We start from the raw sequence: 23784 nt of genomic DNA on the forward strand, positions 1-23784 counted from the left end.
ACCAAACGCGCGGGAGGACCCTCGCGACATCAAGGCCGCCGGCTGACCCCGGCGGCTTTTTTGCGTCACGCGCTCCTTAAATCAGCCCTTGCGCGCGAAGGCTTACATGGCCGGCAGTGCCGATGACGATGTGGTCGTGCACCGCGACCCCCAGCCGCTTGCCCGCCTCCGCGATCGTGCGGGTGATCTCGATGTCCGCGCGACTGGGGGAGGGGTCGCCGCTGGGATGATTGTGGACAAGGATGATCGAGGCCGAGCCGAGATCGATCGCGCGGCGGATCACCTCGCGGACATAAACCGCGGCCTGGTCGATCGAGCCCTCGCTCATCACCTCGTCGCGGATCAGCATGTTGCGCGTGTTGAGATGCAGGACGCGGAACCGCTCGATGACGTGATGCGCCATGTCCGCGCGCAGATAGTCGAGCAGCGCCTGCCAGTTGGCGAGCACCGGCCGCTCGCCGACGCGTGCCTGCAACAGGCGAAGCGCGGCGGCGTGCGCGATCTTGACCGCGGCGGTCGAAATCTCGCCCATGCCATCGACGCGCGCGAGCGCCGCCGGATCCGCGGTCAGCACCCCGCCAATGCCCCCGAATTCGCGCATCAGCGCCTTGGCGAGCGCCTTGGTGTCGGCACGGGGAATCGCGACGGCGAGGAGATATTCGATCAGCTCGTGATCGAGCAGCGCCTCTCCGCCACCCTCGAACAGCCGCTTGCGCAGCCGCGCCCGGTGCCCCTTGCGCTCGTCGACTATATCGTCTGCCCCCGCCATGGCCGGATGCTAGCACATCCAGCCGCAATTGCATGACGCCCCCGCTACCGCCTATGCAGGCCGGGAAAGCGTGACGGAGTAAGCGGTTGACGGAGACGAGCGAGACAGGGCCCGACCCTCGCCGTCACGCGCCGGCTCGCCGTCGCGGCGGGCTCGCGCGGATTCAGCGAATCGTGCTGGTCGTAGCGCTCCTCCTGCTCGCCCTGCTCATCGGAGTCTGGGTACTCCGGAAGCAGATCGCTACGGGCTTCATCGATCGCGAACTCGCGCGTGCCGAGGTGCCTGCGCGCTACGAAATCGCCGATCTGGCGCTTGGCGGGCAAAGGCTGACCAATGTCGTGCTCGGCGATCCGGCCGATCCCGATCTGGTCGCAGACTGGGTCGAGACGCGGACCGGGATCGGGCTGTCGGGACCGTATCTGGAGGCGGTGCGCGCGGGGCGGGTGCGGCTGCGCGGGCGGCTGGTCGACGGGCGGTTGTCGCTGGGGGCGATCGACCGCCTCCTGCCCGCCCCCTCGGGCAAGCCGTTCGCGCTGCCCGCGCTCGACGCGACCGTCGACGATGCGCGGATGCGGCTGGAGACGCCTTACGGGCTGGTCGGGTTGAAACTCACCGGGACGGGGAAGCTCGATAACGGTTTCAGGGGCTCGCTTGCTGCGGTCAGCGACCGGCTGAGCGTCGGCGGCTGTACGGGTGACCGCCTTGCCGCGACGGTACGCGTGCGGATCGACGAGGCGAAACCGATCCTGAAGGGCCCCGTGCGGCTGGGGCGGCTGGCGTGCGGCGATTCGCGCGCGGACAGCGTGGTCGCGACGCTCGACCTGACGCTCGGTGCGGCGCTCGATCGCTGGCAGGGGCGGGCCGCGCTGGCGACCGGACCGGCCGTCCTGCCCGGAGCGACGTTCGCCGCGGCCAAGGGCGACGTCGCCTTCGCGGGCACTGCTGCGGGAACCTCGGGCAAGGCGGATATCGCAGCGGATACCGTGCGGACGGCCGAGGGCCGCGCACGTCGCGTGTCGATCGCAGGATCCTACCGGCTCGGCGAGACGATCGCGTTCGAAGGTCGCGTTCGCGCGGCGGGTGCCGCGATCGCCCCACGTCGGCTTGCCGGGGTGGAGGCGTTGCAGGGATCGGCAGCCGGGTCGCCGGTCGCGCCCCTCATGGACGCCGCGGTGCAGGCCGTGACGCGGGCCGCAAAGGGCTTTGCCGCCGATGCGGTGATCGCGGTGCGGCAGCGCGGCGGGCGCGGCGAGGCCGTGCTGTCACGCCTCGCGCTCGCATCGGCGAGCGGCGCGAGGATCTCGCTTGATGGCGGGGAGGGGCTCCGGTTCGCATGGCCCGGAGCCGGTGCGTCTGGCGGAGGCGTCACGCTCGATACGACTCTTGCGACGCAGGGTGGCGGGTTGCCGCAGGCGCGCATCGCGCTAGCCCAGGCCCGGCCGGGTGCGCCCGTCCGCGGCGTCGCGACGGTCGCGCCTTATGTCGTGGACGGCGCGCGGCTGGTGTTGACCCCGGTGCGGTTCAGCGCGACGCCCGGCGGGGCGACCGCGATCACGACGCGGGTGACACTCGACGGTCCGATCGGCAGCGGCGGCAAGGACCGGGTCGAAGGCCTGTCGATGCCGATCGATGCCCGCTGGGACGGGAAGACGCGGCTCGTCGTCAACACTGGCTGCACGCCGCTCGCGGTCCAGCGGCTGGCGGTGTCGGGGCTGGTGCTCGACCCTGCGCGGCTGTCGCTATGCCCGATCGACGGAGCGCTGGTGCAGACCGATCGCGGACGTCTGCGCGGCGGTGCGCGGATCGCCGCGGCCGCGCTGTCGGGGCGGCTGGGGCGGACGCCGCTTACGCTGAACGCGAGCGGAGCGACGCTGCGGCTGGCCGACCGGGGCTTTGCGATCGACGGCGTGCAGACCCGGATCGGCGCGCCCGAGCGGGTCACGCGGCTCGACTTCCCGACGATCACCGGGCGGATGACAGCGCAGGGAATCGCCGGCGCGTTCACCGGCGGGGCAGGGCAGATCGGCACTGTGCCGCTGCTGTTGAACGAGGCGGCGGGCGACTGGACGCTGATCGGCGGTGCGCTGGCGCTCGAAGGCACGATGGGTGTCAGCGACGCCGCCGCCACCGCGCGGTTCAAGCCGGTCGCGGCGCGCGGCGTGACGCTGTCGCTGGTCGGCGGCGCGATCACTGCGGCCGGAACGCTGTTCGAACCGGTCAGCAGCACCAAGGTCGCCGACGTCACGCTTGTCCACGCACTGAGCACGGGCATCGGCCGCGCTGACCTGCTGGTGCCGGGGATCGTGTTCGCCAAGGACGCGCTGCAACCCGAGGCGCTGACGCCATTGACGTTCGGCGTGATCGCCGACGTCAATGGATCGGTCAGCGGCGACGGGCACATCGCGTGGACCCCCGACGGCGTGACGAGCACGGGGGTGTTTCGGACCGCCGGCACCGACCTTGCCGCCGCGTTCGGCCCGGTGACCGGGATCGCGACCGAGATCCGCTTCACCGACCTGCTCAATCTGCAAAGCGCGCCGGGGCAGGTCGCGACGATCCGGACGCTCAACCCCGGCATTCCGGTCAGCGATGGGACGATCCGCTATCAGACCCTGCCGGGTGCGCGCGTCCAGGTCGAGGGCGGGGCGTGGCCGTTTGCGGGCGGATCGCTGACGCTCGACCCGACGCTGCTCGACTTCTCCGCGCAGAGCGAGCGGCGGATGACGTTCCACATCGTCAACATGGCCGCCGACCAGTTCCTTCAGCAGTTCGATTTCAAGAATCTCGACGCGACAGGGATCTTCGACGGCGTGCTGCCGATGATCTTCGACGAGACGGGCGGCCGGATCGAGGGCGGCGACCTGCGCGTCCGGCCGGGTGGCGGGACGCTCGCCTATGTCGGCGATCTCAGCCAGAAGGATCTCGGCATCTGGGCGAACATCGCATTCCAGGCGCTCAAGTCGGTGCGCTATCAGTCGCTCCGCGTCGGCATGAACGGGCCGCTGGCGGGCGAGATGGTGACCGACGTGCGCTTCGCCGGCATCAGCCAGGGCGAGGGGGCGAAATCGAACTTCATCGTCCGCCGGCTGCAGAAGCTGCCCTTCGTGTTCAACATCCGGATCAAGGCGCCGTTTCGCGGGCTGCTCGATTCGGCGCAGAGCTTCTATGATCCGAAGCGGCTGATTGAACGCAACCTGCCCGCGCTGATCCAGCAGCAGTCCGCGCCGCCATCCCCCGGGCCTGCCGTTCCCGCAGCCCCATCCATTCAGCCCGCCGAAAGCAGGATCGTGCCATGACCGAAACAGGATTGAACAAGCTGGAGCAAAGACCGATCTTGCACAGGATGAGGACGATCGTCTTTCTGGTCACGACCGCCGCCGCCCTGCCGGGCTGCATCAACGTGTCGGCGCCGGACAAGCCGATCGAGATCAACCTCAACATCAATGTGACGCAGGAAGTGGTCTATCGTCTCGATGGCGAGGCGAAATCGCTGATCCAGCAGAATCCGGGGATATTCTGAGATGAAGATCAAGGCTTTGACGATGATCGCGGCGGTGGCTGTGCTTGGCGGCCTGTCGGTCGCCGCGTCGGCGCAGCGTGACCCCGCCTATGCCGCAGCGCGCGCGGGCGGCGAGGTCGGCGAGCAGCCCGACGGCTATCTCGGGCTGGTCGGCGCGGCGAGCGGCGATTTGCGCGCGCTGGTCAACAGCATCAACATCCAGCGCAAGTCGGCCTATACCGCAAAAGCGCAGGCGAGCGGCGCGACGGTCGAGCAGCTGGCGTTCACCAGCGGTTGCAACCTGATCGCGGGGACCAATCCGGGCGAGAAGTACAAGACGCCGGGTGGTGTCTGGAAGACGCGCACCGCCGCCGCACCGGAGCGTGATTCGCGCTGCGTCTGAGCATGCTGTCCTGATGCCCTCCGTCATCCTGGGCTCGGCCCAGGATCCAGAACCACACATGGTCCGCCTGCGGCTCTGGATCCTGGCTTTCGTCAGGATGACGGATGATAGACGGCGTAACGCGCCCCGCAGTCACCACATTGATGACGATACTGTCACACCGGTTGACTTGGCCCCCCCCCTTTTCTAAACGGACCGCGCCTTGGCGGGATCGCTCGTCGCTGCGTATATCTCCCCGGTGTCGTATCAGGTGGAGAGCATGTCGTGGCGGAGATCGAACCCGGACAGGACCCCTACGGTGTTGAAGATCCGCGACTTTCCGCGCTCGATGAGCGATTGAGGGAGGTCAAGGCTCGGGAGACGCTGAAAAAGGGGCAGGGAGGGCCGGATGCCGAGCGGGGATACTCGCAGGGCAATCGGGTCATCTCCGCCCTGATCGGGAGTCTCGTCGGCAGTGCGCTGATCGGATGGTTGATAGACCATTGGGTCGGCACTGGACCTTGGGGTCTGATCGTGTTGCTGTTCCTCGGAATCGCGGTCGCGTTCAGGCAAATCATTCGAATTTCAGGCGAACGCCCGGAGTAGCCGGGCGTTTGTCGTTTCAAGACGGCAGGGATTCCACGTGGCGGCAGAACAGGGCGGCAAGATCGATCCGATGCACCAGTTCCTGATCGAGCCGGCGTTCGGCTCGCACTGGATCGTAGGTGGTTACGACCTGTCCTTCACCAATTCCGCGATGTGGATGGTGGTGACTCTGGTCGCACTTTGGGCCTTCATGATCGGCGGGATGAAGCGCGAGCTCGTCCCCGGTCGCTGGCAGGCCGCGGTCGAGGGCTTTACGGGCTTCATCTCGGGCATGCTCGAGCAGAATGTCGGGCCCGGCGGCAAGCGCTTCATTCCCTACGTCTTCTCGCTGTTCATGTTCATCCTGTTCGCGAACATCATCGGTCTGTTGCCGTTCGGTATCGTGCCAGGCGTTCACCCGTTCACCGTGACCAGCCACATGACCGTCACCGGCGTGCTGGCGCTGATCAGCTTTGCGATCGTCCTGATCGTCGGCTTCGGCAAGCACGGCTTCCACTTCTTCTCGCTGTTCGTGCCGAGCGGCACGCCTGCGCTGATGATCCCGCTGATCTTCGTCGTCGAGCTGATGTCGTTCCTGGTGCGTCCGTTCTCGCTGGGTCTGCGACTGTTCGTGGCGATGACCGCGGGGCATATCCTGCTCAAGGTGCTCGCGGCGTTCGTGATCAACGGCATCAACCTGGGCGGCGTCTATATCGGTCTGGTGACCGCGCCCAGCATGCTGCTGATGATCGGCATCACGCTGCTCGAGCTGCTGGTCGCCGCGATCCAGGCCTATGTGTTCGCGCTGCTGACGTCGGTCTATCTGAACGACGCGGTCAACCTTCACTAAGTTTTTTTCGAACCACTACTGATTTTCCAAGGGAGTTTTAACATGGACGTCAACGCAGCAAAGATGATCGGTGCCGGCCTCGCAGCGATCGGCATGGGCCTCGCCGCACTCGGCGTGGGTAACGTCTTCGCCCAGTTCCTCGCCGGCGCGCTGCGCAATCCGGGCGCTGCCGACAGCCAGCAGGGCCGTCTGTTCATCGGCTTCGCGGCTGCCGAGCTTCTCGGTCTGCTCGCATTCGTCACGATGATCATCCTGGTGTTCGTCGCCTAACATGCGCTGATCTGGCCGGGCGATATCCCGTCCGGCCGTATCACGAAGGACTGCCATGCCCCAGATTGCCCAGATAGCCGCCACCTACGCTTCACAGATCTTCTGGCTGCTCCTCACCTTCGGGATCCTGTATTTCGGGATCGGCAAGGGGATGGTGCCTAAGATCGTGTCGACCGTGGACGCGCGTGAAGGCCGAATCGCGGGCGATCTGGCAGCGGCAGTCGCTGCACGGGCGCAGGCCGATACGGTTCAGGCGACCTGGCAGGCCGAAATGGATGCGGCGCGCGTCGCGGCACAGGCCGAGACCGCGGCCGCAGCCAAGCGGGCGGCAATGGCCTTCGAGCAGCAGGTCCATGCGGCCGACGCCGAAATCGCCGAGCGTCTGGGTCATCACGATCTCGCCGTGGCGAATGCGAAGGCGCAGGCCCTCGCCAATCTTCAGAATGTCGCAGCCGAAGCGGCACAGCAACTGGCCGACAAGGTTGCCGGACTTCAGGTGAGCCTGGACTCGGCGAGCGATGCGGTACGCAGGACGATGGCTCATGGCTAATACCCCCGCCGCCAACCCGGACGCACCGGCCAAGGTGATCTCGGCCGAGGGCATGGCGCCCGAAGGCTCGATCGACAATCAGGGGTTGCAGGGTCACACCGTCGCACCCGGGACCGTCGAGCATGTCGTCGACCCGACCGCGCTCGGCGTCAACTCGACCGGCTGGGTCGCGATCGCAATGATCATCGTGCTGGCGCTGATGGTGTGGAAGAAGGTCCCCGGCATGATCGGGCGGTCGCTCGACGCCAAGATCGCCGGGATCCGCACGCAGCTCGACGAGGCCAAGGCGCTGCGCGCCGAGGCCGAGGCGATCCGCGCGGAGTATGAGGCCAAGGCCAAGACCGCGCATCTCGAAGCCGAAGCGATGAAGGCGCATGCGCACACCGAAGCTGCGGCGATCATCGCCAAGGCCAAGGCGGGTGCCGAGGACCTGATGACGCGTCGCGCCAAGATGGCCGAGGACAAGATCGCCGCCGCCGAGCGCGCCGCCATTGCCGAGGTCCGTGCGCGGGCCGCCGACGCCGCTGCCAAGGCAGCCGGTATCCTGATCGCCGAGCATCACGATGCCGCCGCCGACCGCGCGATGGTCGATCGGTCGATCTCGGGGCTTGGCCGCCTGAACTAATCGTCTGTTCCCCCGCGAAAGCGGGGGGCAGGTTCTCACGACACCGCGCCCGCAACCCTGGACCCCCGCTTCGACGGGGGAACGGTCGTTCGCTTGGCGCCTTTTTCGTTTTTCACAGGCGGCCGTCTCTTCCCGGGTTTCCGGCGGCTGCGTCTCCAATCTGAGCCCGTTGGAGATACCCTTATGTCCTGGCTCATCCTCGGCGTCGCCGTGATCACCGAAATCACCTGGGCGCTCAGCCTCAAATGGGCAGCGACCGTTGCCACGTGGCAGGCGTCTAGCGTTCCGATCGTGCTGAGCTTCGTCAACATGGGCCTGCTCGCGCTCGCTATGCGCGGCCTGCCTGCTGGCACTGCCTATGCGATCTGGACCGGCGCTGGGGCGATCGGCGTGATCATCGGTGGCGTGATCCTGTTCGGCGATAAGGTCAGCGGGGTCCAGGCCTGTTTCATGGCACTGACCGTAGTCGGTATCGTCGGCACGAAGGTGTTCGCACAGGCCTGAGCTTCTGCCTTTGCCCGCAGGGCGTTCAGAAGGTTCGTTCACGCGAAGGCGCTATGGCGCGAAGAGAAGGATGGTTCACGCGGAGGCGCGGAGACGCGGAGGTGCTGCATGCCGGGCTGGCGTCTTGGCCAGTGCCGGGTGAGTTTAAGCCTTCGGCGATTTGAGAACGGGCGCCGCTCTCCCCCAATCTTCTCTCCGCGCCTCCGCGTCTCCGCGTGAACCATCCTTCTCTTCGCGCCGTCGCGCCTTCGCGTGACCATCAAGTCCTCGGCTGGCATAACCCCCTCCGACTCCCTAGATTCCCCGACGATGTCCTCCCCCAATTCCCCCGACCGTTTCAACGAAGACAAATCCACCTTCGCCGTCCGCGGCGGCGGCGAGGCGCCCGATCTTGCGGCGGGCGTCGCGGCGATACGCAACGTGCTCGACACGCTGCCGATCCGCCCCGGCGTCTACCGGATGCAGGATGCGCGCGGCGACGTGCTCTATGTCGGCAAAGCGCGCGCGCTCAGGAACCGTGTCGCCAACTATGTCCAGGTCGAACGCCTGACCAAGCGGCTGCAGCGGATGGTGTCGCAGACCCGGTCGATGACGATCGTCACGACCAACAACGAGGCCGAGGCGTTGCTGCTCGAATCGCAGCTCATTAAGCGGTACCGGCCTGCGTACAACGTGCTGCTTCGCGACGATAAAAGCTTCCCCTTCATCCTGCTGCGCGACGATCACGACTTCCCGCGCGTCCAGAAGCACCGCGGCGCCCGGCGCGCGAAGGGCAATTATTACGGTCCGTTTGCCAGCGCAGGGTCGGTCAACAACACGCTCAACGCGCTCCAGAAGCTGTTCCTGCTGCGCAGCTGCACCGACAGCTTCTTCAAGACGCGCGACCGGCCGTGCCTGCTGTACCAGATCAAGCGCTGCTCCGCGCCGTGCGTCGGACGGATCGACGAGGCGGCGTACAAGGAGCTGGTCGAGGACGCGAAGAGCTTCCTCGCGGGCAAGTCGACCGGCGTGCAGGCCAAGCTCGGCGCGCAGATGCAGGCTGCCGCCGAAAACATGGACTTCGAACTCGCCGCGCTGCTGCGCGACCGGTTGAAGGCGCTGACGTTCATCCAAGGCACGCAGGCGATCAACGCGGAAGGCGTGGGCGACGCCGACATCTTCGCGATGGCGTGCAAGGACGGCCTCATCGGCATCCAGGCCTTCTTCATCCGCGGCGGCCAGAACTGGGGGCATCGCAGCTTCTTCCCGCAACACACCAACGACGTGCCCGAGGACGAGGTGCTGACCAGCTTCCTCGGCCAGTTCTACGAGGACGTGCCGCCCGCACGGCAGATCCTGCTCGACCGCGAGCTGCCCGAGGGCGCGCTGCTGGTCGAGGCGCTGGGCGAGCGCGCGGGTTACAAGGTTGCGGTGCAGGTGCCGCAGCGCGGCGATCGCCGCCGGCTGATGGATCAGGCCAAGCGCAACGCGATCGAGGCGATCGAGCGACGTCAGGCCGAGTCGACGACGCAGGCCAAGCTGCTGCGCGAGGTCGCCGACCTGTTCGACCTGGCCGAGCCGCCGCAGCGCATCGAGATCTACGACAACAGCCATATCCAGGGCACTGCCGCGACCGGCGCGATGGTGGTCGCCGGCCCCGAGGGCTTCCGCAAGGGCCAGTATCGCAAGTTCAACATCAAGAACAAGGAGACCATCCCGGGCGACGATTTCGGGATGATGCGTGAGGTTTTCACCCGGCGGTTCGCGCGCGCGCAGGCCGAGGATCCCGACCGCGACTCGGGCGAATGGCCCGACCTAGTGCTGATCGACGGCGGCAAGGGGCAGCTCAATACGGTGAAGGCCGCGCTCGAGGAGCTAGGCGTCGAGGACGTGTGCCTCGTCGGGATCGCGAAGGGGCCGCAGCATGGTCGCGACGGGCGCGAGGTGTTCCACATGCTCGACGGCCGCGAATTCCAGCTGCCCGTCAACGCGCCGGTGCTGTTCTACCTCCAGCGCTTACGCGACGAGGTCCACCGGTTCGCGATCGGCGTCCACCGTGACAAGCGCAGCAAGGCGATCGGTGCGAGCCCGCTCGACGAGGTCCCCGGCATCGGCCCGGCGCGCAAGAAGGCGCTGCTGATGCATTTTGGCACCGGCCGCGCGGTCCGCAACGCCAGCCTGCAGGATCTGCAGCAGGCGCCGGGCGTGTCCGCAGCGGTCGCACAGCAGGTGTACGACTTTTACCATTCAAGATAATTCAGTTTAATAATGTTGATCAATCTTCGGCTGAGGCCGATAGATTGCGGAGGTCGGGTCACGCCTGTCTCGTAGGCGGAAACCTTATCTTCACCACGGGACACTAGGCCAGTGACGTGACCACGGCAGTTTTCCTGACGATCGACACCGAATTTGCCTGGCGGCACCACCGCGAGGGGCTTTGTAGCGATGCGATCTACCACCGGTCGGTCGAGCCCGCGGGGGTCGGGATCAGCTATCAGCTCGACAAGCTTGCGCGGTACGGGCTGAAGGCCTGTTTCTTCGTCGACCCGATGCCCGCGCTGACCTTCGGGATCGAGCCGGTCCGGCGGATGGTCTCGACGATCCTCGACGCGGGGCAGGAGGTTCAGCTGCATCTCCATCCCGCCTGGACCGCCGCGATCGCGCGGGACCGAGGCGCGAATCACGCGAAGTTCGACCTGTCCGACTATCCGCTGGCCGAACAATACGCGCTGATCCTGCAAGCCACCGAACTGCTGATCGACGCGGGTGCGCCCGACCCGATCGCGTTTCGCGCGGGCAGCTATGCCGCGAACGACGATACGCTGGCCGCGCTCGCTGCGCTCGGTTTCGCCTATGACAGCAGCCATAACGGTGCGGCGGCGTGCGATGCGAGCAGGATCTCGCTGTCGCCGCGTCAGATCGCGCCGGTCGCCGCGCACGGCCTGATCGAGATCCCGGTGACCGTCATCGAGGATCGGCCGGGTCAGTTGCGCACGCTGCAGCTCTGCGCCCTGTCCGCGAACGAAAGCCGCGATGCGCTCGAGCACGCCGCGGCCCGGGGGCATGTCGCCGCGACGATCGTCAGCCATGGTTTCGAGCTGGCGAATCGGCAGGGCACGCGCGCGAACGCGGTCCATGTCCGCCGGTTCGAGGCGCTGTGCGCGACGCTGGCGGAGCTGCGCACCGACTTGCCGACCCGGCATTTCCGCGATCGCCCGCCACTGGTCCTTGGCCGGTACGACCGGCCGCTGGCACGCGATCCGATCCGGCGGGGCCTGCGCCAGGCCGAGCAGCTCTGGTCGAACTGGGTCGAAGAACGCGCCTGATGACCGCGGTCAGCGTACGCCTGAAGTTCCAGCTCGGCGCGCGCACGCTCGCGACGATCCCGCGCCGGCTGGTGCGCGTCGCGCTGTCGCTGGATGACGTGCTGGCGGGCGAAACGCCGATGCTGCCCGCGCTGCCGGCTCAGGCCGACGGCTATGTGGTCACCTCGTTGCCCGCGGACCGGGTGGACTCGCTGAACACGCATGGCCTGCTGACCGCCGTCCGCCAGCGTTATGTCCGGTATCACGCCGACCTGCGGATCGGTGAGGCGGCATGGCTCGCGACGCTGTCGGGCAGCGCGCGGTCGGGGCTGAAGCGCAAGACGAAGCGGCTGGCGGTGCTGTCGGGCGGTACGCTCGATGTCCGCGCCTATCGGACCCCCGCCGAGATCGCGGTGTTTCACCCGCTGGCGCGGGCGGTCTCGGCGACGACCTATCAGGAGCGGCTGCTGGGATCGGGGCTGCCCGACGGCGATGCGGCGCTGCAGGGTTTCGAGGCGCTCGCCGCAGCGGACCGGGTGCGGGCCTGGCTGCTGTTCGTCGAGGGCAGGCCGATCGCCTATCTCTGCTGTACCGCGCAGGGTGGGACGCTGCGCTATGACCATGTCGGGCATGACCCCGCCGAGAACGCTCTGTCGCCGGGTGCGGTGTTACAGGTCGAGGCGATGCGGCAGCTGTTCGACGACCGCTTCGCCTGGTTCGATTTCACCGAGGGGGAGGGGCAGCACAAGCGGCAGTTCGCGACGACGGGGACGGCGTGCGTCGATCTGCTGCTGTTGCGGCCGACGCTGGCGAACCGCGCGACGGTGGCCGCGCTGGGGGCGTTCGATGGCGCGGCGGGCTGGGCGAAGCGGACGCTGTCGCATCCGCGGCTCGCACGCATGATGCGCGGGATCCGGCGCTGAGCGCGCCTGACAGGCGGATCTGGAACAAGCGAAGTTTTCGAGGCTCCCGTTCGTCACGACGCACGCGTAAGAACGGGCGATGCATCTTCGCGCGTCCGCCATCGTCGTCGCCGTTCGCCAGCATGGCGAGCATGGCGCGATCGTGCGGGCATTGACGCGCGAGGACGGCGTGCAGCCGGGTTATGTGCGCGGCGGGCGGTCGCGCGCGATGCGGCCGGTGCTGCTCGCGGCGAACGTGATCCAGGGCGAATGGCGCGCGCGGACCGGTGACCAGCTCGCCGCGCTGACCGCCGAGCTGATCCACAGCCGCGCGACGCTGCACGGCGAGCCGCTCGCGGCGGGTGCGCTCGAATGGGCGACGGCGCTGGCCGCGGTCGCGCTGCCGGAGGCGCAGCCCTATCCGCATATCCACGACGCGCTGGACGGCGTTCTCGGCGCGATCGAGGCGGCGCCGTCGGCGCGCGGCTGGGCCGCGGCGCTGGTACGGTACGAACTGCTGCTGCTCGCGGAGCTCGGTTTCGGTCTCGATCTCGACCAGTGCGTAGCGAGCGGCGCGGTCGACGACCTCGCATTCGTCAGTCCGCGGAGCGGGGCGGCGGTGTCGCGCGGTGCGGCGCAGGGCTATGAAGCCAAGCTGTTGCCGCTGCCCGCTTTTCTTACTGCCGGGGGCGAGGCGGGGTGGCCGGACATCTTCGACGGACTGCGGCTGACCGAGCATTTCCTGACTCGCGATGTTCTGGTCGAACGCCGTGCCGAACCGCTCGCAGCGCGGGCTCGCCTCGTCGATCGGCTCAAAAGGGCGGTTGCGTGAGCGCGGCTTGCCCGGCAAGGGCGGCGGCGGAGGAACGCACATGCCCTTGATCGCGATACTGGCCGGCGACGGCATCGGACCCGAAGTGACTGCCGAGGCGCGCCGCGTGCTCGACCGGCTCGACCTCGATCTGAGCTTTGACGAGGCGCTGGTCGGTGGTGCGGCGTACAAGGCGGCGGGGCATCCGCTGCCGCCCGAGACGCTGGCGCTCGCGCGGCGCGCGGACGCCGTGCTGTTCGGTGCGGTCGGCGACCCCGATTGCGATCGGCTCGAACGGCATTTGCGACCAGAACAGGCGATCCTGGGCTTGCGCAAGGAGCTGGGGCTGTTCGCCAATTTGCGTCCGGCCAAGCTGTTCGCGGGGCTGGAGGATGCGTCGTCGCTGCGGCCGGAGATCGCACGCACGATCGATATGGTGATCGTCCGCGAGCTGACCGGCGACGTGTATTTCGGCGCCAAGGGCATCCGGACGACGGCCGAGGGCCTGCGCGAAGGCCATGACGAGATGCGTTACGACGAGGCGGAGATCGCCCGGATCGCGCGCGTCGGGTTCGAGACCGCCCGTACCCGCAAGAGCAAGCTGCTGTCGGTCGACAAGGCCAATGTCTTGGAGACGTCGCAGCTGTGGCGCGACGTCGTGATCGAGGTGTCGGCGGACTATCCCGACGTCGCGCTCAGCCACATGTATGTCGACAACGCGGCGATGCAGCTGGTGCGCGATCCCGGCCAGTTCGACGTGGTCGTCACCGGCAATCTGTTCGGCGACATCCTGTCCGACCAGGCATCGATGTGCGCGGGATCGATCGGCATGCTGCCCTCCGCTGCGCTCGATGGCCAGGGTCACGGTCTGTACGAACCGATCCATGGCAGCGCGCCCGACATTGCCGGGCAGGGCAAGGCGAACCCCTGTGCCGCGATCCTGTCCGCAGCGATGATGCTGCGGCATTCGCTCGACAAGGCCGACGCCGCCGACCGGATCGAGGCGGCGGTGGCCGCGGCGATCCTGGGCGGCGCGCGGACCCCCGATCTCGGCGGCACGCTGACGACGCGCGCGATGGGCGACGCGGTGATCGCATCGCTCGGGTGAGTCCGGTCGAGCTGGACGCGGTGCAGGGCGCGGGGGCGGACACGCTCGAGATCGCGGTCGTCATCCCGACGTTCAACGAAAAGGCGAACGTCGCTGCATTGATCGCCAAGCTCGACCAGGCACTGGCGGGGCGGCGCTGGGAGGCGATCTTCGTCGACGACGACAGCCCGGACGGCACCGCCGAGGCGGCACGCGTGCTCGGGCGCAGTGACATGCGCGTCCGCGTGATCCAGCGGATCGGCCGGCGGGGGCTGTCCTCGGCCTGTATCGAGGGGCTGTGCGCGACCGCCGCGCCCGTCGTCGCGGTGATCGACGGCGATCTGCAGCATGACGAGACGCTGTTGCCAAAGATGCTCGACCTCCTTCAGGCGGGCGATCACGACGTCGTGATCGGATCGCGCTTCGTCAGCGGCGGCGGGACCGGCGACTGGGATCGGGACCGCGTCGCCAAGTCCGCGCTCGCCACGCGGCTGTCGCGGCGCGTGCTCAAGGCGGATCTTAGCGATCCGATGAGCGGCTTCTTCGCGATCCGTACCGACGTCGCGCGCGCGCTTGCGCCCAGACTGTCGGCGATCGGGTTCAAGATCCTGCTCGACCTGCTGACCGCCGCGCCCGAGCCGCTGCGGTTCGCCGAGCTGCCCTATACCTTCCGCTGCCGGACCGAAGGGGAGAGCAAGCTCGATCACGTCGTGGCGCTGGAATATCTGATCGCGCTGTACGACCGGATGTTCGGGCGGTTCGTGCCCGTGCGGTTCGCGATGTTCTCGGCGATCGGTGTGCTCGGCATCGGCGTGCACATGGCGGTGCTCAGCGCGCTGTTCCTGGGGATCGGGACGTCGTTCCTGGTCGGGCAGATCGGCGCGACGCTGGCCGCGCTGACGATGAACTTCTTCCTGAACAATGCGCTGACCTATCGCGACCGGCGGCTGAAGGGGTGGCGGCAGCTCGCCGATGGCTGGGTATCGTTCGCGCTGATCTGTTCGGTTGGCGCGATCGCCAATGTCGGGATCGCGGCGTTCATGCACGACGTCCGCAACGACGCCTGGGCGGTGTCGGCGATGATCGGCGTGTTGGTCGGCGCGGTGTGGAATTATGCGCTGTCATCCAGGTTTACCTGGGGGCGCTACTAGCGCACGCGACCCTCCGCGGGGGTTGTCATCACCGCCCGCCCCCGGCAAAGCGTCGCCATGAAGCGCAAGACCGGCCAAGATCGTTCGATCACCCAGAACTGGCGTCCGCAGACGCAGGCCATCCGCGGCGGCACCGCCCGCAGCGAATATGGCGAAACGTCGGAGGCCCTCTTCCTTACCTCGGGCTATTGCTACGACAAGGCCGGTGACGCGGCGGCGCGCTTTGCCGGCGAGCAGGACGGGATGACCTATTCCCGGCTGCAGAATCCGACGGTGCAGATGCTCGAGGAGCGGATCGCGCTGCTCGAGGGGGCCGAGGCGTGCCGGTCGATGGCGACGGGCATGGCCGCGATGACCGCGGCGCTTTTGTGCCAGTTGCAGAGCGGCGATCACCTGGTCGGCGGCCGCGCGGCGTTCGGATCGTGCCGCTGGCTGACCGATACGCTGCTGCCCAAGTTCGGGATCGCGACGACGATCGTCGACGCGCGCGACCCGCAGGCGTTTCTCGACGCGGTGCGGCCCGAGACCAAGGTCTTCTTCTTCGAGACGCCCGCCAATCCGACGATGGACATCGTCGACCTGAAGGCGGTGTGCGGCATCGCGCGCGAGCGCGGCATCACGACTGTCGTCGACAATGCGTTCGCGACGCCGGCGTTGCAGCGGCCGATGGAGTTCGGTGCGGACGTCATCGCGTACAGCGCGACCAAGATGATGGACGGGCAGGGTCGCGTGCTCGCCGGCGCTGTATGCGGGACCGAGGATTTCATCACCAACACGCTGCTGCCCTTCACGCGCAACACCGGGCCGACGCTGTCGCCGTTCAATGCGTGGGTGGTGCTCAAGGGGCTCGAGACGCTCGATCTGCGTATCCGTCGCCAGTCGGAAAATGCGCAGAAGGTCGGCGCGTTTCTGGAAGCGCGCGTGCCGCGGATCCTGCATCCCGGCCTCGCCAGCCATCCGCAGCACGAGCTGGCGATGCGTCAGATGGACGCGTGCGGCCCGATCTTCGCGTTCGAGGTCGAGGGGCGCGAACAGGCACATGGCCTGCTCGACGCGCTGGAGCTCGTCGATATCTCGAACAATATCGGCGACTCGCGGTCGCTGATGACGCATCCCGCCTCGACCACCCATGCCAGCGTCTCGCCCGACAAGCAGGCTGAGATGGGCGTGACCGAGGGGCTGTTGCGGCTCAACGTCGGGCTTGAGGACGTGCGCGACGTGATCGACGATCTCGACCGGGCATTGGGCAAGGTCGGGCTGTGAAGGCGCTGTTCCCCAGTGCGGCGACGACGCGCGGGGTGACGGTGCGCGTCTCGGTCAGCTATCTGCCCGAACAGTCCGAGCCGCAGCGCGGGCGCTGGTTCTGGGCCTATCATATCCGGTTGGAAAATGACGGGCCCGGCGCGGTCCAGCTGCTGACGCGACACTGGATCATCACCGACGGGCATGGCGCGCGCCACACCGTCGAGGGTGAGGGTGTCGTCGGCGAACAGCCGCTGATCGAGCAGGGCGCGAGCTTTGACTATGTCTCGGGCTGCCCGCTCGCGACGCCGACGGGCGCGATGCGCGGATCCTACCGGATGGTCGACGACACCGGTGCGGTGTTCGAGGTGGCGATCCCGCATTTCTCGCTCAGCGCCCCGGCGGTGATTTCGTGAAGCGTACGCACCTTCCGCTGAACGGGCTGCGCGTGCTCGATGCGGCGGCGCGCCACCTGTCGTTCACGCGTGCCGCCGACGAGCTCGCAGTCACCCCCGCCGCGGTCGGGCAGCAGATCCGCGCGCTCGAGGACACGCTGGGCGTCGTGCTGTTCCGGCGTACCACGCGCGGGCTCGAACTGACGCCCGAGGCCGAAGCGGGGCTCGGGCCCTTGCGCAACGGCTTCCTCCAGTTCGAGGAAGCGGTCCGCGCGATGCAGGCGGGGCAGACGTCCAAGTCGCTGACGATCGCCGCGCCGCGCGACCTGACCGAGAAATGGCTGATGCCGCGGCTCGCCGAGATTGCTGCGGCGGATCCCGACCTGCGCTTCGTCCTGATCACCGCGGACGAGACGGTCGACTTTACCGAGGCCAATCTCGACCTCGCGATCCGCTGGGGCGATGGTCCTGGCGAGAATGAGGGCGAGGCGCTCGAATCCGAAGGGCTCGTCACGATCGCCGCGACCGGCAGCGCGTCCGAGGCGATCATCGCCTGGCCCGGCGCGCCCGCGCTCGACCCGGCGGCGGGGGATGCCACGGCACTCGTCCGCGTCGGTGATGCAGGGCTTGCGATCGATGCGGCGGCGGCGGGGCTCGGGCGGGCAACCGTGCCCGAACTGCTGGCGCGGCGCGGGCTCGATGCGGGGCTGGTCCGGATCATCGGCGACGCGCAGCCGTCGCGTGGCGGCTATTGGCTCGTCGCGCCGCTGCCGCAGTGGCGTCAGAAGAAAGTGCGCGCGCTCGTCGATGCGCTGATCGCTTGAGGCGTCGCGCGCTGCCCCATCCGGTGCTGGTGACGCCGCGGCTCCGGTTGCGTCGGCTCGTTCAGGCGGACGCGGTCGCGTTGCACCCGACGCTCGCCGACGCGGACCTGATGACCTATTCCGCGGATGGTCCTCTGACGTCGATCGAGGCGACGCGGCTCTATCTGGTCGAGGATGCCGCCGACGTGAACTGGCGCGCCTGGGCGATCACCCGGCACGGCGACGACCGGGCGATCGGCTGGGTGTCGGGCGGGCGGATGCGCGGGCAGGGGGTGACCGAGATCGGCTTCATCCTCGCGCGCGCGCACTGGGGCCGCGGCCTGGCTAGCGAGGCGGTATCGGCGGTGCTCGATCAGCTGTTTGCCGAGGGGCAGCACCGCGTGTTCGCCGATGCCGACAGCGAGAACCGCGCGTCGATCCTGTTGCTCGAACGGCTGGGGTTCCGGCGCGAACGGCTGCTGCGGGGCGAATGGGAGACGCATATGGGGCTGCGCGACAGCCTGATCTACGGGCTTCACGCCGATGACTGGCTGGCGGCGGCCCTGCCACAATCCGCGTAACGCGGTCACTTGAGCGAACCCGGTTGCTCGCCTAAGTCGGCGGCATGACATCGACGAACGACATCCGCCGCGGCTTCCTCGACTATTTTGGTTCGCAGGGACACCAGATCGTGCCCTCTGCGCCGCTCGTGCCGCAGAACGACCCGACGCTGATGTTCGTCAATGCGGGGATGGTGCCGTTCAAGAACGTCTTCACCGGCCTCGAATCGCGCCCCTATACGACCGCGACGTCCAGCCAGAAGTGCGTCCGCGCGGGCGGCAAGCACAATGATCTCGACAATGTCGGCTACACCGCGCGGCATCACACCTTCTTCGAAATGCTCGGCAATTTCTCGTTCGGCGATTATTTCAAGGAACAGGCGATCACGCATGCGTGGACGCTGCTGACGAAGGACTGGGGCCTGTCGCCCGACCGGCTGACCGCGACCGTCTATCACACCGACGACGAGGCGTTCGACCTCTGGAAGAAGATCGCGGGCCTCCCTGAGCACCGCATCATCCGCATCCCGACCAAAGACAATTTCTGGTCGATGGGCGACAACGGGCCGTGCGGGCCATGCTCGGAGATCTTCTACGACCACGGCGATCACATCCCCGGTGGCCCTCCCGGCAGCCCCGACGAGGACGGCGATCGTTTCGTCGAGATCTGGAACCTCGTGTTCATGCAATATGAGCAGGAAAATGCCGAGATCGTCGGCAATCTGCCCAAGCCCTCGATCGACACCGGCATGGGGCTCGAGCGTATCGCCGCGGTCATGCAGGGCGTCACCGACAATTACGACACCGACACGTTCAAGGCGCTGATCGCCGCCTCGGGCGCGCTGACGCATACCGCGACCGACGGCGCGAATACCGCGAGCCACCGCGTGATCGCCGACCACTTGCGCACCGCGGGCTTCCTGGTCGCGGACGGCGTGCTGCCCGCGAATGAAGGCCGCGGCTATGTGCTGCGCCGGATCATGCGCCGCGCGATGCGCCACGCGCATATCCTGGGCGCGAAGGAGCCGTTGATGCACCGGCTGGTGCCGTCGCTCGTCACCGAGATGGGCGCGGCCTATCCCGAGCTGTTCCGTGCGCAGCCGCTGATCGAGGCGACGCTGCAGCAGGAGGAGACGCGGTTCCGGCAGACGCTCGACAAGGGGCTGAAGCTGCTCGACGAGGCGACCGCGGACATGACCGAGGGTACGCTGGCCGGTGACGTCGCGTTCAAGCTCTACGACACCTATGGCTTCCCGTACGACCTGACCGAGGACGCGCTGCGCGAACGCGGGCTGGCGGTCGACCGCGACGGTTTCGACACCGCGATGGCCGAGCAGAAGCGCGCCGCGCGTGCTGCGTGGAAGGGGTCGGGCGCGAAGGCCTCGGACGATATCTGGTTCGACATCGTCGAGCAGAGCGGCGGCACTGAGTTCCTCGGCTATGCCTCGGACACCGGTGAGGGCGAGGTCGTCGCGCTCGTCAAGGACGGCGCGCGCGTCGACCATGCGACGACGGGTGATACGGTGTCGATCGTCGTCAACCAGACGCCCTTCTACGGCGAGAGCGGCGGCCAGGTCGGCGATGCCGGGCACATCTCGACCGACACCGGGCTGCGCGCGACTGTCACCGAGACGTCGAAGCAGCTCGGCCGCGTGTTCGTCCACCATGCGATGGTCGAGTCGGGCGGGATCAAGGTCGGCGATACGGTCAAGCTGCAGATCGACGTCGCGCGCCGCGCGCAGATCCGTGCCAACCATTCGGCTACGCATCTGCTTCATGAAGCGCTGCGGGAACGGCTCGGAAAGCATGTCGCGCAGAAGGGGAGTCTGGTCGCGCCCGACCGCCTGCGCTTCGACTTCTCGCAGCCGGTCGCGATGACGCCTGCCGACATCGCGCAGGTCGAGGCCGACGTGAACGCGCAGGTCCGCGGCAACGGCGCGGTCACCACGCTGCTGATGACCCCCGACGACGCGATCGCGATGGGTGCGATGGCGCTGTTCGGCGAGAAATATGGCGACGAGGTCCGCGTCGTTTCGATGGGGTCGCAGGACGACGGCAAGACCTATTCGATCGAACTGTGCGGCGGCACGCATGTGTCCGCGCTCGGCGATATCGGGCTGTTCAAGGTCGTCGGCGAAGGCGCGGTGTCGAGCGGCGTGCGGCGTGTCGAGGCGCTGACCGGCGAGGCAGCGCGCGCCTATCTGACCGGGCGCGACGATCGCCTGCGCGAGGCGGCGGCGGCGCTGAAATCGACTCCCGACGAGGTGCCCGCGCGCGTCGCGGCGCTGATCGAGGATCGCCGGCGTCTCGAGCGCGAACTGGCCGATGCGAAGAAGGTGCTGGCGCTCGGCGGCGGCGGTTCCGGTGAGGCGGCGGGACCCGAGCAGGTCGGCGGCGTGGCCTTTATCGGACAGGTGCTCAATGATTTCGAGGCGAAGGGCCTGCGCGGCGCGGTCGACGAGGCCAAGCAGCGGCTGGGGTCGGGGATCGCGATGCTCGTTGCGATCAACGACGGCCGCGCCTCGGTCGCGGTCGGCGTGACCGCGGATCTGGTCGCGAGCCACAATGCGGTCGACCTGCTGAAGATCGCGGTCGCCGCGCTTGGCGGGCAGGGTGGCGGTGGCCGTCCTGATATGGCTCAGGGCGGTGGGCCTGATGGGGACAAGGCGGCGGAGGCTGTAGCTGCGGTGCGGGCGAAGCTGGCGGGCTGAGAGGCTATTGTTTTGGGCCGTTCCCCCGCGGACGCGGGGGCCCAGCTAAATACCGGTAGCGCCCGGTACCCTGGGCCCCCGCCTTCGCGGGGGAACGGTGAGAAGAGAGCTGTCAAATATCCCCATGCCACCCCGGCGAAGGCCGGGGCCCAGGTGGGAAGGCCGAGGTAACAGCGGACCGTCCGCGGTTACTGCTGTCCCCCACCCTCCACCCCGGCCTTCGCCGGGGTGGAGGGTGGGGTGGGTTAGTGGCCTCATCACCCAATAAGGATCACGCCGCCCCGCGCACTGCCGCCAGCGTCGTCCCGGCGGTGATCGCCTCGATATCCGTGACCAGGTGCAGCATCCGCACCCCGGACCGCCCCATCGCCCGGTCCAGCGCCGCGGCGAAATCCTCGGTCTTGGTGACCGTTTCCGCCCAGCACCCATAGGCGCGGCCCAGCGCGGCGAAGTCCGGATTGCGCAGCGCGGTTCCCGACACCCGCCCCGGATATTCGCGCTCCTGATGCATCCGGATCGTGCCGTAGCCGCCATTGTCGACGACCAGCACCAGCATGTCCGCGCGCTGCGCGACCGCGGTGGCAAGTTCCTGCCCGTTCATCAGGAAGCACCCGTCACCCGCCAGCGCGACCACGGTCCGCTCGGGATGTCGCAGGGACGCGGCGACCGCGGCGGGTACGCCGTAGCCCATCGCCCCGGCGGTCGGCGCAAGCTGCGTTCCCGGCCCGGCATAGGCCCAGTAGCGATGCCACCAGCCCGAATAATTCCCCGCGCCGTTGCAGAGGATCGCATCCGCGGGCAGCCGCTCGCGCATCGCCGCGACGCACGGCCCCAGGTCCATGACCAGATCGCGCGGCGCGGGCGTCGACCAGGCGCGCCACTCGGCATGCGCTTCCTGACCCGCAGTCCGCGGCGGCAGGTCGATCGCAAGCAGTGCCTCGGCGAATTCGGCCATTCCCGCGCACACCGCGACGTCGGCGTGATAGCTGCGGTTCAACTCATTGGGATCGGGATGGACATGGACGATCCGCTGCCCCGGATGATCGGGCGTAACCAGCGCATAGCCGTCGGTCGTCGCTTCCCCCAGCCGCGGCCCGACGACGAGCAGCAGATCGGCGACCTTCACCCGCTCAACGAGCTTCGGATTGGGGCCATAGCCGAGGTTGCCTGCCCAGACCGGGCAGGCGTTCGGGATCGCATCCTGCCGCCGGAACGCCGCGGCGACGGGAATGCCGTTGCGATCCGCCCAGGTCGAGAACGCCCCCGACGCGGCCGCATCCCAGCCTGCGCCGCCGACGATCGCCACCGGCCGTTCGGCGGTCGTCAGCAGATCCGCGAGCAGGTCCATCATGTCCGCGTCGCACGCCTGCGCGACGCGCTCGACCCGCGGCCGATCGACCGCCTCGACCACGTCTAGCAGCATGTCTTCGGGGAGTGCGAGCACCACCGGCCCGGGGCGTCCCGACATCGCGGTCGCATAGGCGCGCGCGACATATTCGGGGATCCGCCGGGCATCGTCGATCCGCGCCGCCCATTTGGCGATGGGCGCGAACATCGCCTGGAAATCAATCTCCTGGAACGCCTCGCGGTCACGCGTGCCGCGGTCGATATCGCCAACGAACAGGATCATCGGCTGGGAGTCCTGCATCGCGACATGCACGCCGATCGACGCGTTGGTCGCGCCGGGCCCGCGCGTCACGAAGGCGATGCCGGGGCGGTGGGTCAGCGTGCCGTCCGCGCAGGCCATGAACGCCACGCCGCCTTCCTGCCGGCACACCACCGTCTCGATCGCGGGCGTGTCGTGCAGCGCGTCGAGCACCGCGAGGAAGCTTTCGCCGGGTACGGTGAAAATACGGTCGCAGCCTTGTGCGACGAGTTGGTCGACGAGAATTTGGCCGCCGGTACGCTGGGTCATGACAATCTCCTGCCGCCACCGTAGCCCGGCAATCGTCACCAAGTCGAGAACGCCCGCCCGACATTGCCGTCCACTGCCCGGCGCATTATGCCGCGGTAAAGACGATAGGAGGATGCATGGCGAACAAGCGCTACACCGACGCGGCGGCGGCACTCGAGGGCGTGCTGTTCGACGGGATGACGATCTGCGCGGGCGGGTTCGGGCTGTGCGGCATCCCCGAGCGGCTGATCGACGCGATCGAGGCGTCGGGCGTCAAGGACCTGACGATCGCCAGCAACAATGCCGGCATTGACGGGCAGGGCCTTGGTAAACTGCTCCGTTCGCGCCAGGTGAAGAAGATGATCTCGTCCTATGTCGGCGAGAACAAGGAATTCGAGCGGCAATATCTGAGCGGAGAGCTCGAGGTCGAATTCTGCCCGCAGGGGACGCTTGCCGAGCGCTGCCGCGCGGGCGGCGCGGGTATTCCCGGCTTCTACACCAAGACCGGCGTCGGCACTCTGGTGGCGGAGGGCAAGGAGGTGAAGAGCTTCGACGGGCAGGATTATATCCTCGAACGCGGCATCCGTGCGGACCTAAGCATCATCAAGGGCTGGAAGGCGGACGAGAGCGGGAATCTGATCTTCCGCAAGACCGCGCGCAACTTCAACCAGCCGATGGCGACGGCGGGCAAGATCTGCATCGCCGAGGTCGAGGAGATCGTCCCCGTCGGCAGCCTGGATCCCGATGCGATCCACCTGCCGGGGATCTATGTGAAGCGGATGATCGTCGGCGCACCCTACGACAAGAAGATCGAATTTCGCACCGTTCGCGAGCGGGTCTCCGCGTGAAACCAAACCCGATAGTGCGCCGCAAGCGCGGCCATTTTCCCTGGACCGCTGCGCTCGCAGGA

The 23784-nt window shown here is 67.9% G+C and carries 23 protein-coding genes; 21 read left to right on the plus strand and 2 right to left on the minus strand.

Annotated features, from left to right (window positions below; translation table 11 throughout):
• Positions 1 to 76 precede the first annotated feature (76 nt).
• Positions 77 to 769 (minus strand): RadC family protein, encoded by a 693-nt coding sequence (gene radC, locus C8J24_RS10530; RefSeq protein ID WP_031441495.1) that lies wholly within the window; start codon positions 767 to 769, stop codon positions 77 to 79.
• Between the two features lie 173 nt (positions 770 to 942).
• Between radC and C8J24_RS10535 the strand changes: the two genes are divergently transcribed.
• The 20 genes from C8J24_RS10535 (at position 943) to alaS (ending at position 20980) form a co-directional block, all read left to right on the plus strand.
• Complete coding sequence (locus C8J24_RS10535) at positions 943 to 4065, plus strand: intermembrane phospholipid transport YdbH family protein (RefSeq protein ID WP_244180617.1); 3123 nt, start codon at positions 943 to 945, stop codon at positions 4063 to 4065.
• A 47-nt stretch (positions 4066 to 4112) separates the two neighbouring features.
• Positions 4113 to 4289: a YnbE family lipoprotein gene (locus C8J24_RS10540; RefSeq protein WP_081874129.1), complete on the plus strand. Its 177-nt coding sequence runs from the start codon at positions 4113 to 4115 to the stop codon at positions 4287 to 4289.
• A 1-nt stretch (position 4290) separates the two neighbouring features.
• A complete protein-coding gene (locus C8J24_RS10545; RefSeq protein WP_031439562.1) occupies positions 4291 to 4671 on the plus strand; it encodes a YdbL family probable chaperone protein in 381 nt (126 codons plus the stop codon).
• Between the two features lie 264 nt (positions 4672 to 4935).
• On the plus strand, positions 4936 to 5256 hold the full coding sequence (locus tag C8J24_RS10550) for an AtpZ/AtpI family protein (RefSeq protein WP_031394298.1): 321 nt from the start codon (positions 4936 to 4938) through the stop codon (positions 5254 to 5256).
• Between the two features lie 70 nt (positions 5257 to 5326).
• On the plus strand, positions 5327 to 6085 hold the full coding sequence (locus C8J24_RS10555) for a F0F1 ATP synthase subunit A (RefSeq protein ID WP_037529996.1): 759 nt from the start codon (positions 5327 to 5329) through the stop codon (positions 6083 to 6085).
• 42 nt (positions 6086 to 6127) lie between these two features.
• The gene (locus tag C8J24_RS10560; protein WP_031394300.1) at positions 6128 to 6355 is read left to right on the plus strand and encodes a F0F1 ATP synthase subunit C; all 228 of its coding nucleotides are present in this window, start codon (positions 6128 to 6130) and stop codon (positions 6353 to 6355) included.
• A 55-nt stretch (positions 6356 to 6410) separates the two neighbouring features.
• Complete coding sequence (locus C8J24_RS10565) at positions 6411 to 6905, plus strand: F0F1 ATP synthase subunit B family protein (RefSeq protein WP_037529994.1); 495 nt, start codon at positions 6411 to 6413, stop codon at positions 6903 to 6905.
• The gene (locus C8J24_RS10570; RefSeq protein WP_037529993.1) at positions 6898 to 7530 is read left to right on the plus strand and encodes a F0F1 ATP synthase subunit B family protein; all 633 of its coding nucleotides are present in this window, start codon (positions 6898 to 6900) and stop codon (positions 7528 to 7530) included. The genes C8J24_RS10565 and C8J24_RS10570 overlap by 8 nt, the downstream gene beginning before the upstream one ends.
• Before the next feature lie 183 nt (positions 7531 to 7713).
• The gene (locus C8J24_RS10575; protein WP_056405346.1) at positions 7714 to 8034 is read left to right on the plus strand and encodes a DMT family transporter; all 321 of its coding nucleotides are present in this window, start codon (positions 7714 to 7716) and stop codon (positions 8032 to 8034) included.
• A gap of 309 nt (positions 8035 to 8343) precedes the next feature.
• Entirely contained in the window at positions 8344 to 10269 is a 1926-nt protein-coding gene (uvrC, locus tag C8J24_RS10580; RefSeq protein WP_107932217.1) for an excinuclease ABC subunit UvrC, read from the plus strand.
• Positions 10270 to 10385: 116 nt separating this feature from the next.
• Complete coding sequence (locus C8J24_RS10585; RefSeq protein ID WP_107932219.1) at positions 10386 to 11339, plus strand: polysaccharide deacetylase family protein; 954 nt, start codon at positions 10386 to 10388, stop codon at positions 11337 to 11339.
• Positions 11339 to 12241 carry a GNAT family N-acetyltransferase gene (locus C8J24_RS10590; protein WP_107932222.1) on the plus strand — a complete coding sequence of 301 codons (903 nt, stop codon included), beginning with the start codon at positions 11339 to 11341 and terminating at the stop codon, positions 12239 to 12241. Before C8J24_RS10585 ends, C8J24_RS10590 begins: the two co-directional genes overlap by 1 nt.
• A gap of 79 nt (positions 12242 to 12320) precedes the next feature.
• The gene (recO, locus tag C8J24_RS10595) at positions 12321 to 13052 is read left to right on the plus strand and encodes a DNA repair protein RecO (RefSeq protein ID WP_107932224.1); all 732 of its coding nucleotides are present in this window, start codon (positions 12321 to 12323) and stop codon (positions 13050 to 13052) included.
• 40 nt (positions 13053 to 13092) lie between these two features.
• Positions 13093 to 14139, plus strand: a complete 1047-nt coding sequence (gene leuB / locus C8J24_RS10600; RefSeq protein WP_107932795.1) for a 3-isopropylmalate dehydrogenase — start codon at positions 13093 to 13095, stop codon at positions 14137 to 14139.
• Entirely contained in the window at positions 14136 to 15269 is a 1134-nt protein-coding gene (locus C8J24_RS10605; protein ID WP_244180618.1) for a glycosyltransferase family 2 protein, read from the plus strand. Before leuB ends, C8J24_RS10605 begins: the two co-directional genes overlap by 4 nt.
• Before the next feature lie 57 nt (positions 15270 to 15326).
• On the plus strand, positions 15327 to 16532 hold the full coding sequence (locus C8J24_RS10610) for a trans-sulfuration enzyme family protein (RefSeq protein ID WP_107932226.1): 1206 nt from the start codon (positions 15327 to 15329) through the stop codon (positions 16530 to 16532).
• The gene (gene apaG / locus C8J24_RS10615; protein ID WP_031393907.1) at positions 16529 to 16927 is read left to right on the plus strand and encodes a Co2+/Mg2+ efflux protein ApaG; all 399 of its coding nucleotides are present in this window, start codon (positions 16529 to 16531) and stop codon (positions 16925 to 16927) included. The genes C8J24_RS10610 and apaG overlap by 4 nt, the downstream gene beginning before the upstream one ends.
• Positions 16924 to 17730, plus strand: a complete 807-nt coding sequence (locus C8J24_RS10620) for a LysR family transcriptional regulator (RefSeq protein WP_056680126.1) — start codon at positions 16924 to 16926, stop codon at positions 17728 to 17730. Before apaG ends, C8J24_RS10620 begins: the two co-directional genes overlap by 4 nt.
• Positions 17727 to 18290 carry a GNAT family N-acetyltransferase gene (locus C8J24_RS10625; protein ID WP_183935213.1) on the plus strand — a complete coding sequence of 188 codons (564 nt, stop codon included), beginning with the start codon at positions 17727 to 17729 and terminating at the stop codon, positions 18288 to 18290. The genes C8J24_RS10620 and C8J24_RS10625 overlap by 4 nt, the downstream gene beginning before the upstream one ends.
• 44 nt (positions 18291 to 18334) lie before the next feature.
• Positions 18335 to 20980 (plus strand): alanine--tRNA ligase, encoded by a 2646-nt coding sequence (gene alaS, locus C8J24_RS10630; protein ID WP_107932228.1) that lies wholly within the window; start codon positions 18335 to 18337, stop codon positions 20978 to 20980.
• A gap of 271 nt (positions 20981 to 21251) precedes the next feature.
• Here alaS and C8J24_RS10635 read toward each other — a convergent pair whose 3' ends face one another.
• Positions 21252 to 22895, minus strand: coding sequence for a thiamine pyrophosphate-binding protein (locus tag C8J24_RS10635; protein WP_107932230.1), 1644 nt, complete (start codon positions 22893 to 22895; stop codon positions 21252 to 21254).
• A gap of 116 nt (positions 22896 to 23011) precedes the next feature.
• Here C8J24_RS10635 and C8J24_RS10640 point away from each other — a divergent pair, with 116 nt between their 5' ends.
• Positions 23012 to 23722 carry a CoA transferase subunit A gene (locus tag C8J24_RS10640; RefSeq protein ID WP_107932232.1) on the plus strand — a complete coding sequence of 237 codons (711 nt, stop codon included), beginning with the start codon at positions 23012 to 23014 and terminating at the stop codon, positions 23720 to 23722.
• Positions 23723 to 23784 lie beyond the last annotated feature (62 nt).

Origin of the sequence: Sphingomonas aerolata (assembly GCF_003046295.1) — a bacterium.
GTDB classification, from domain to species: Bacteria; Pseudomonadota; Alphaproteobacteria; order Sphingomonadales; family Sphingomonadaceae; genus Sphingomonas; species Sphingomonas aerolata.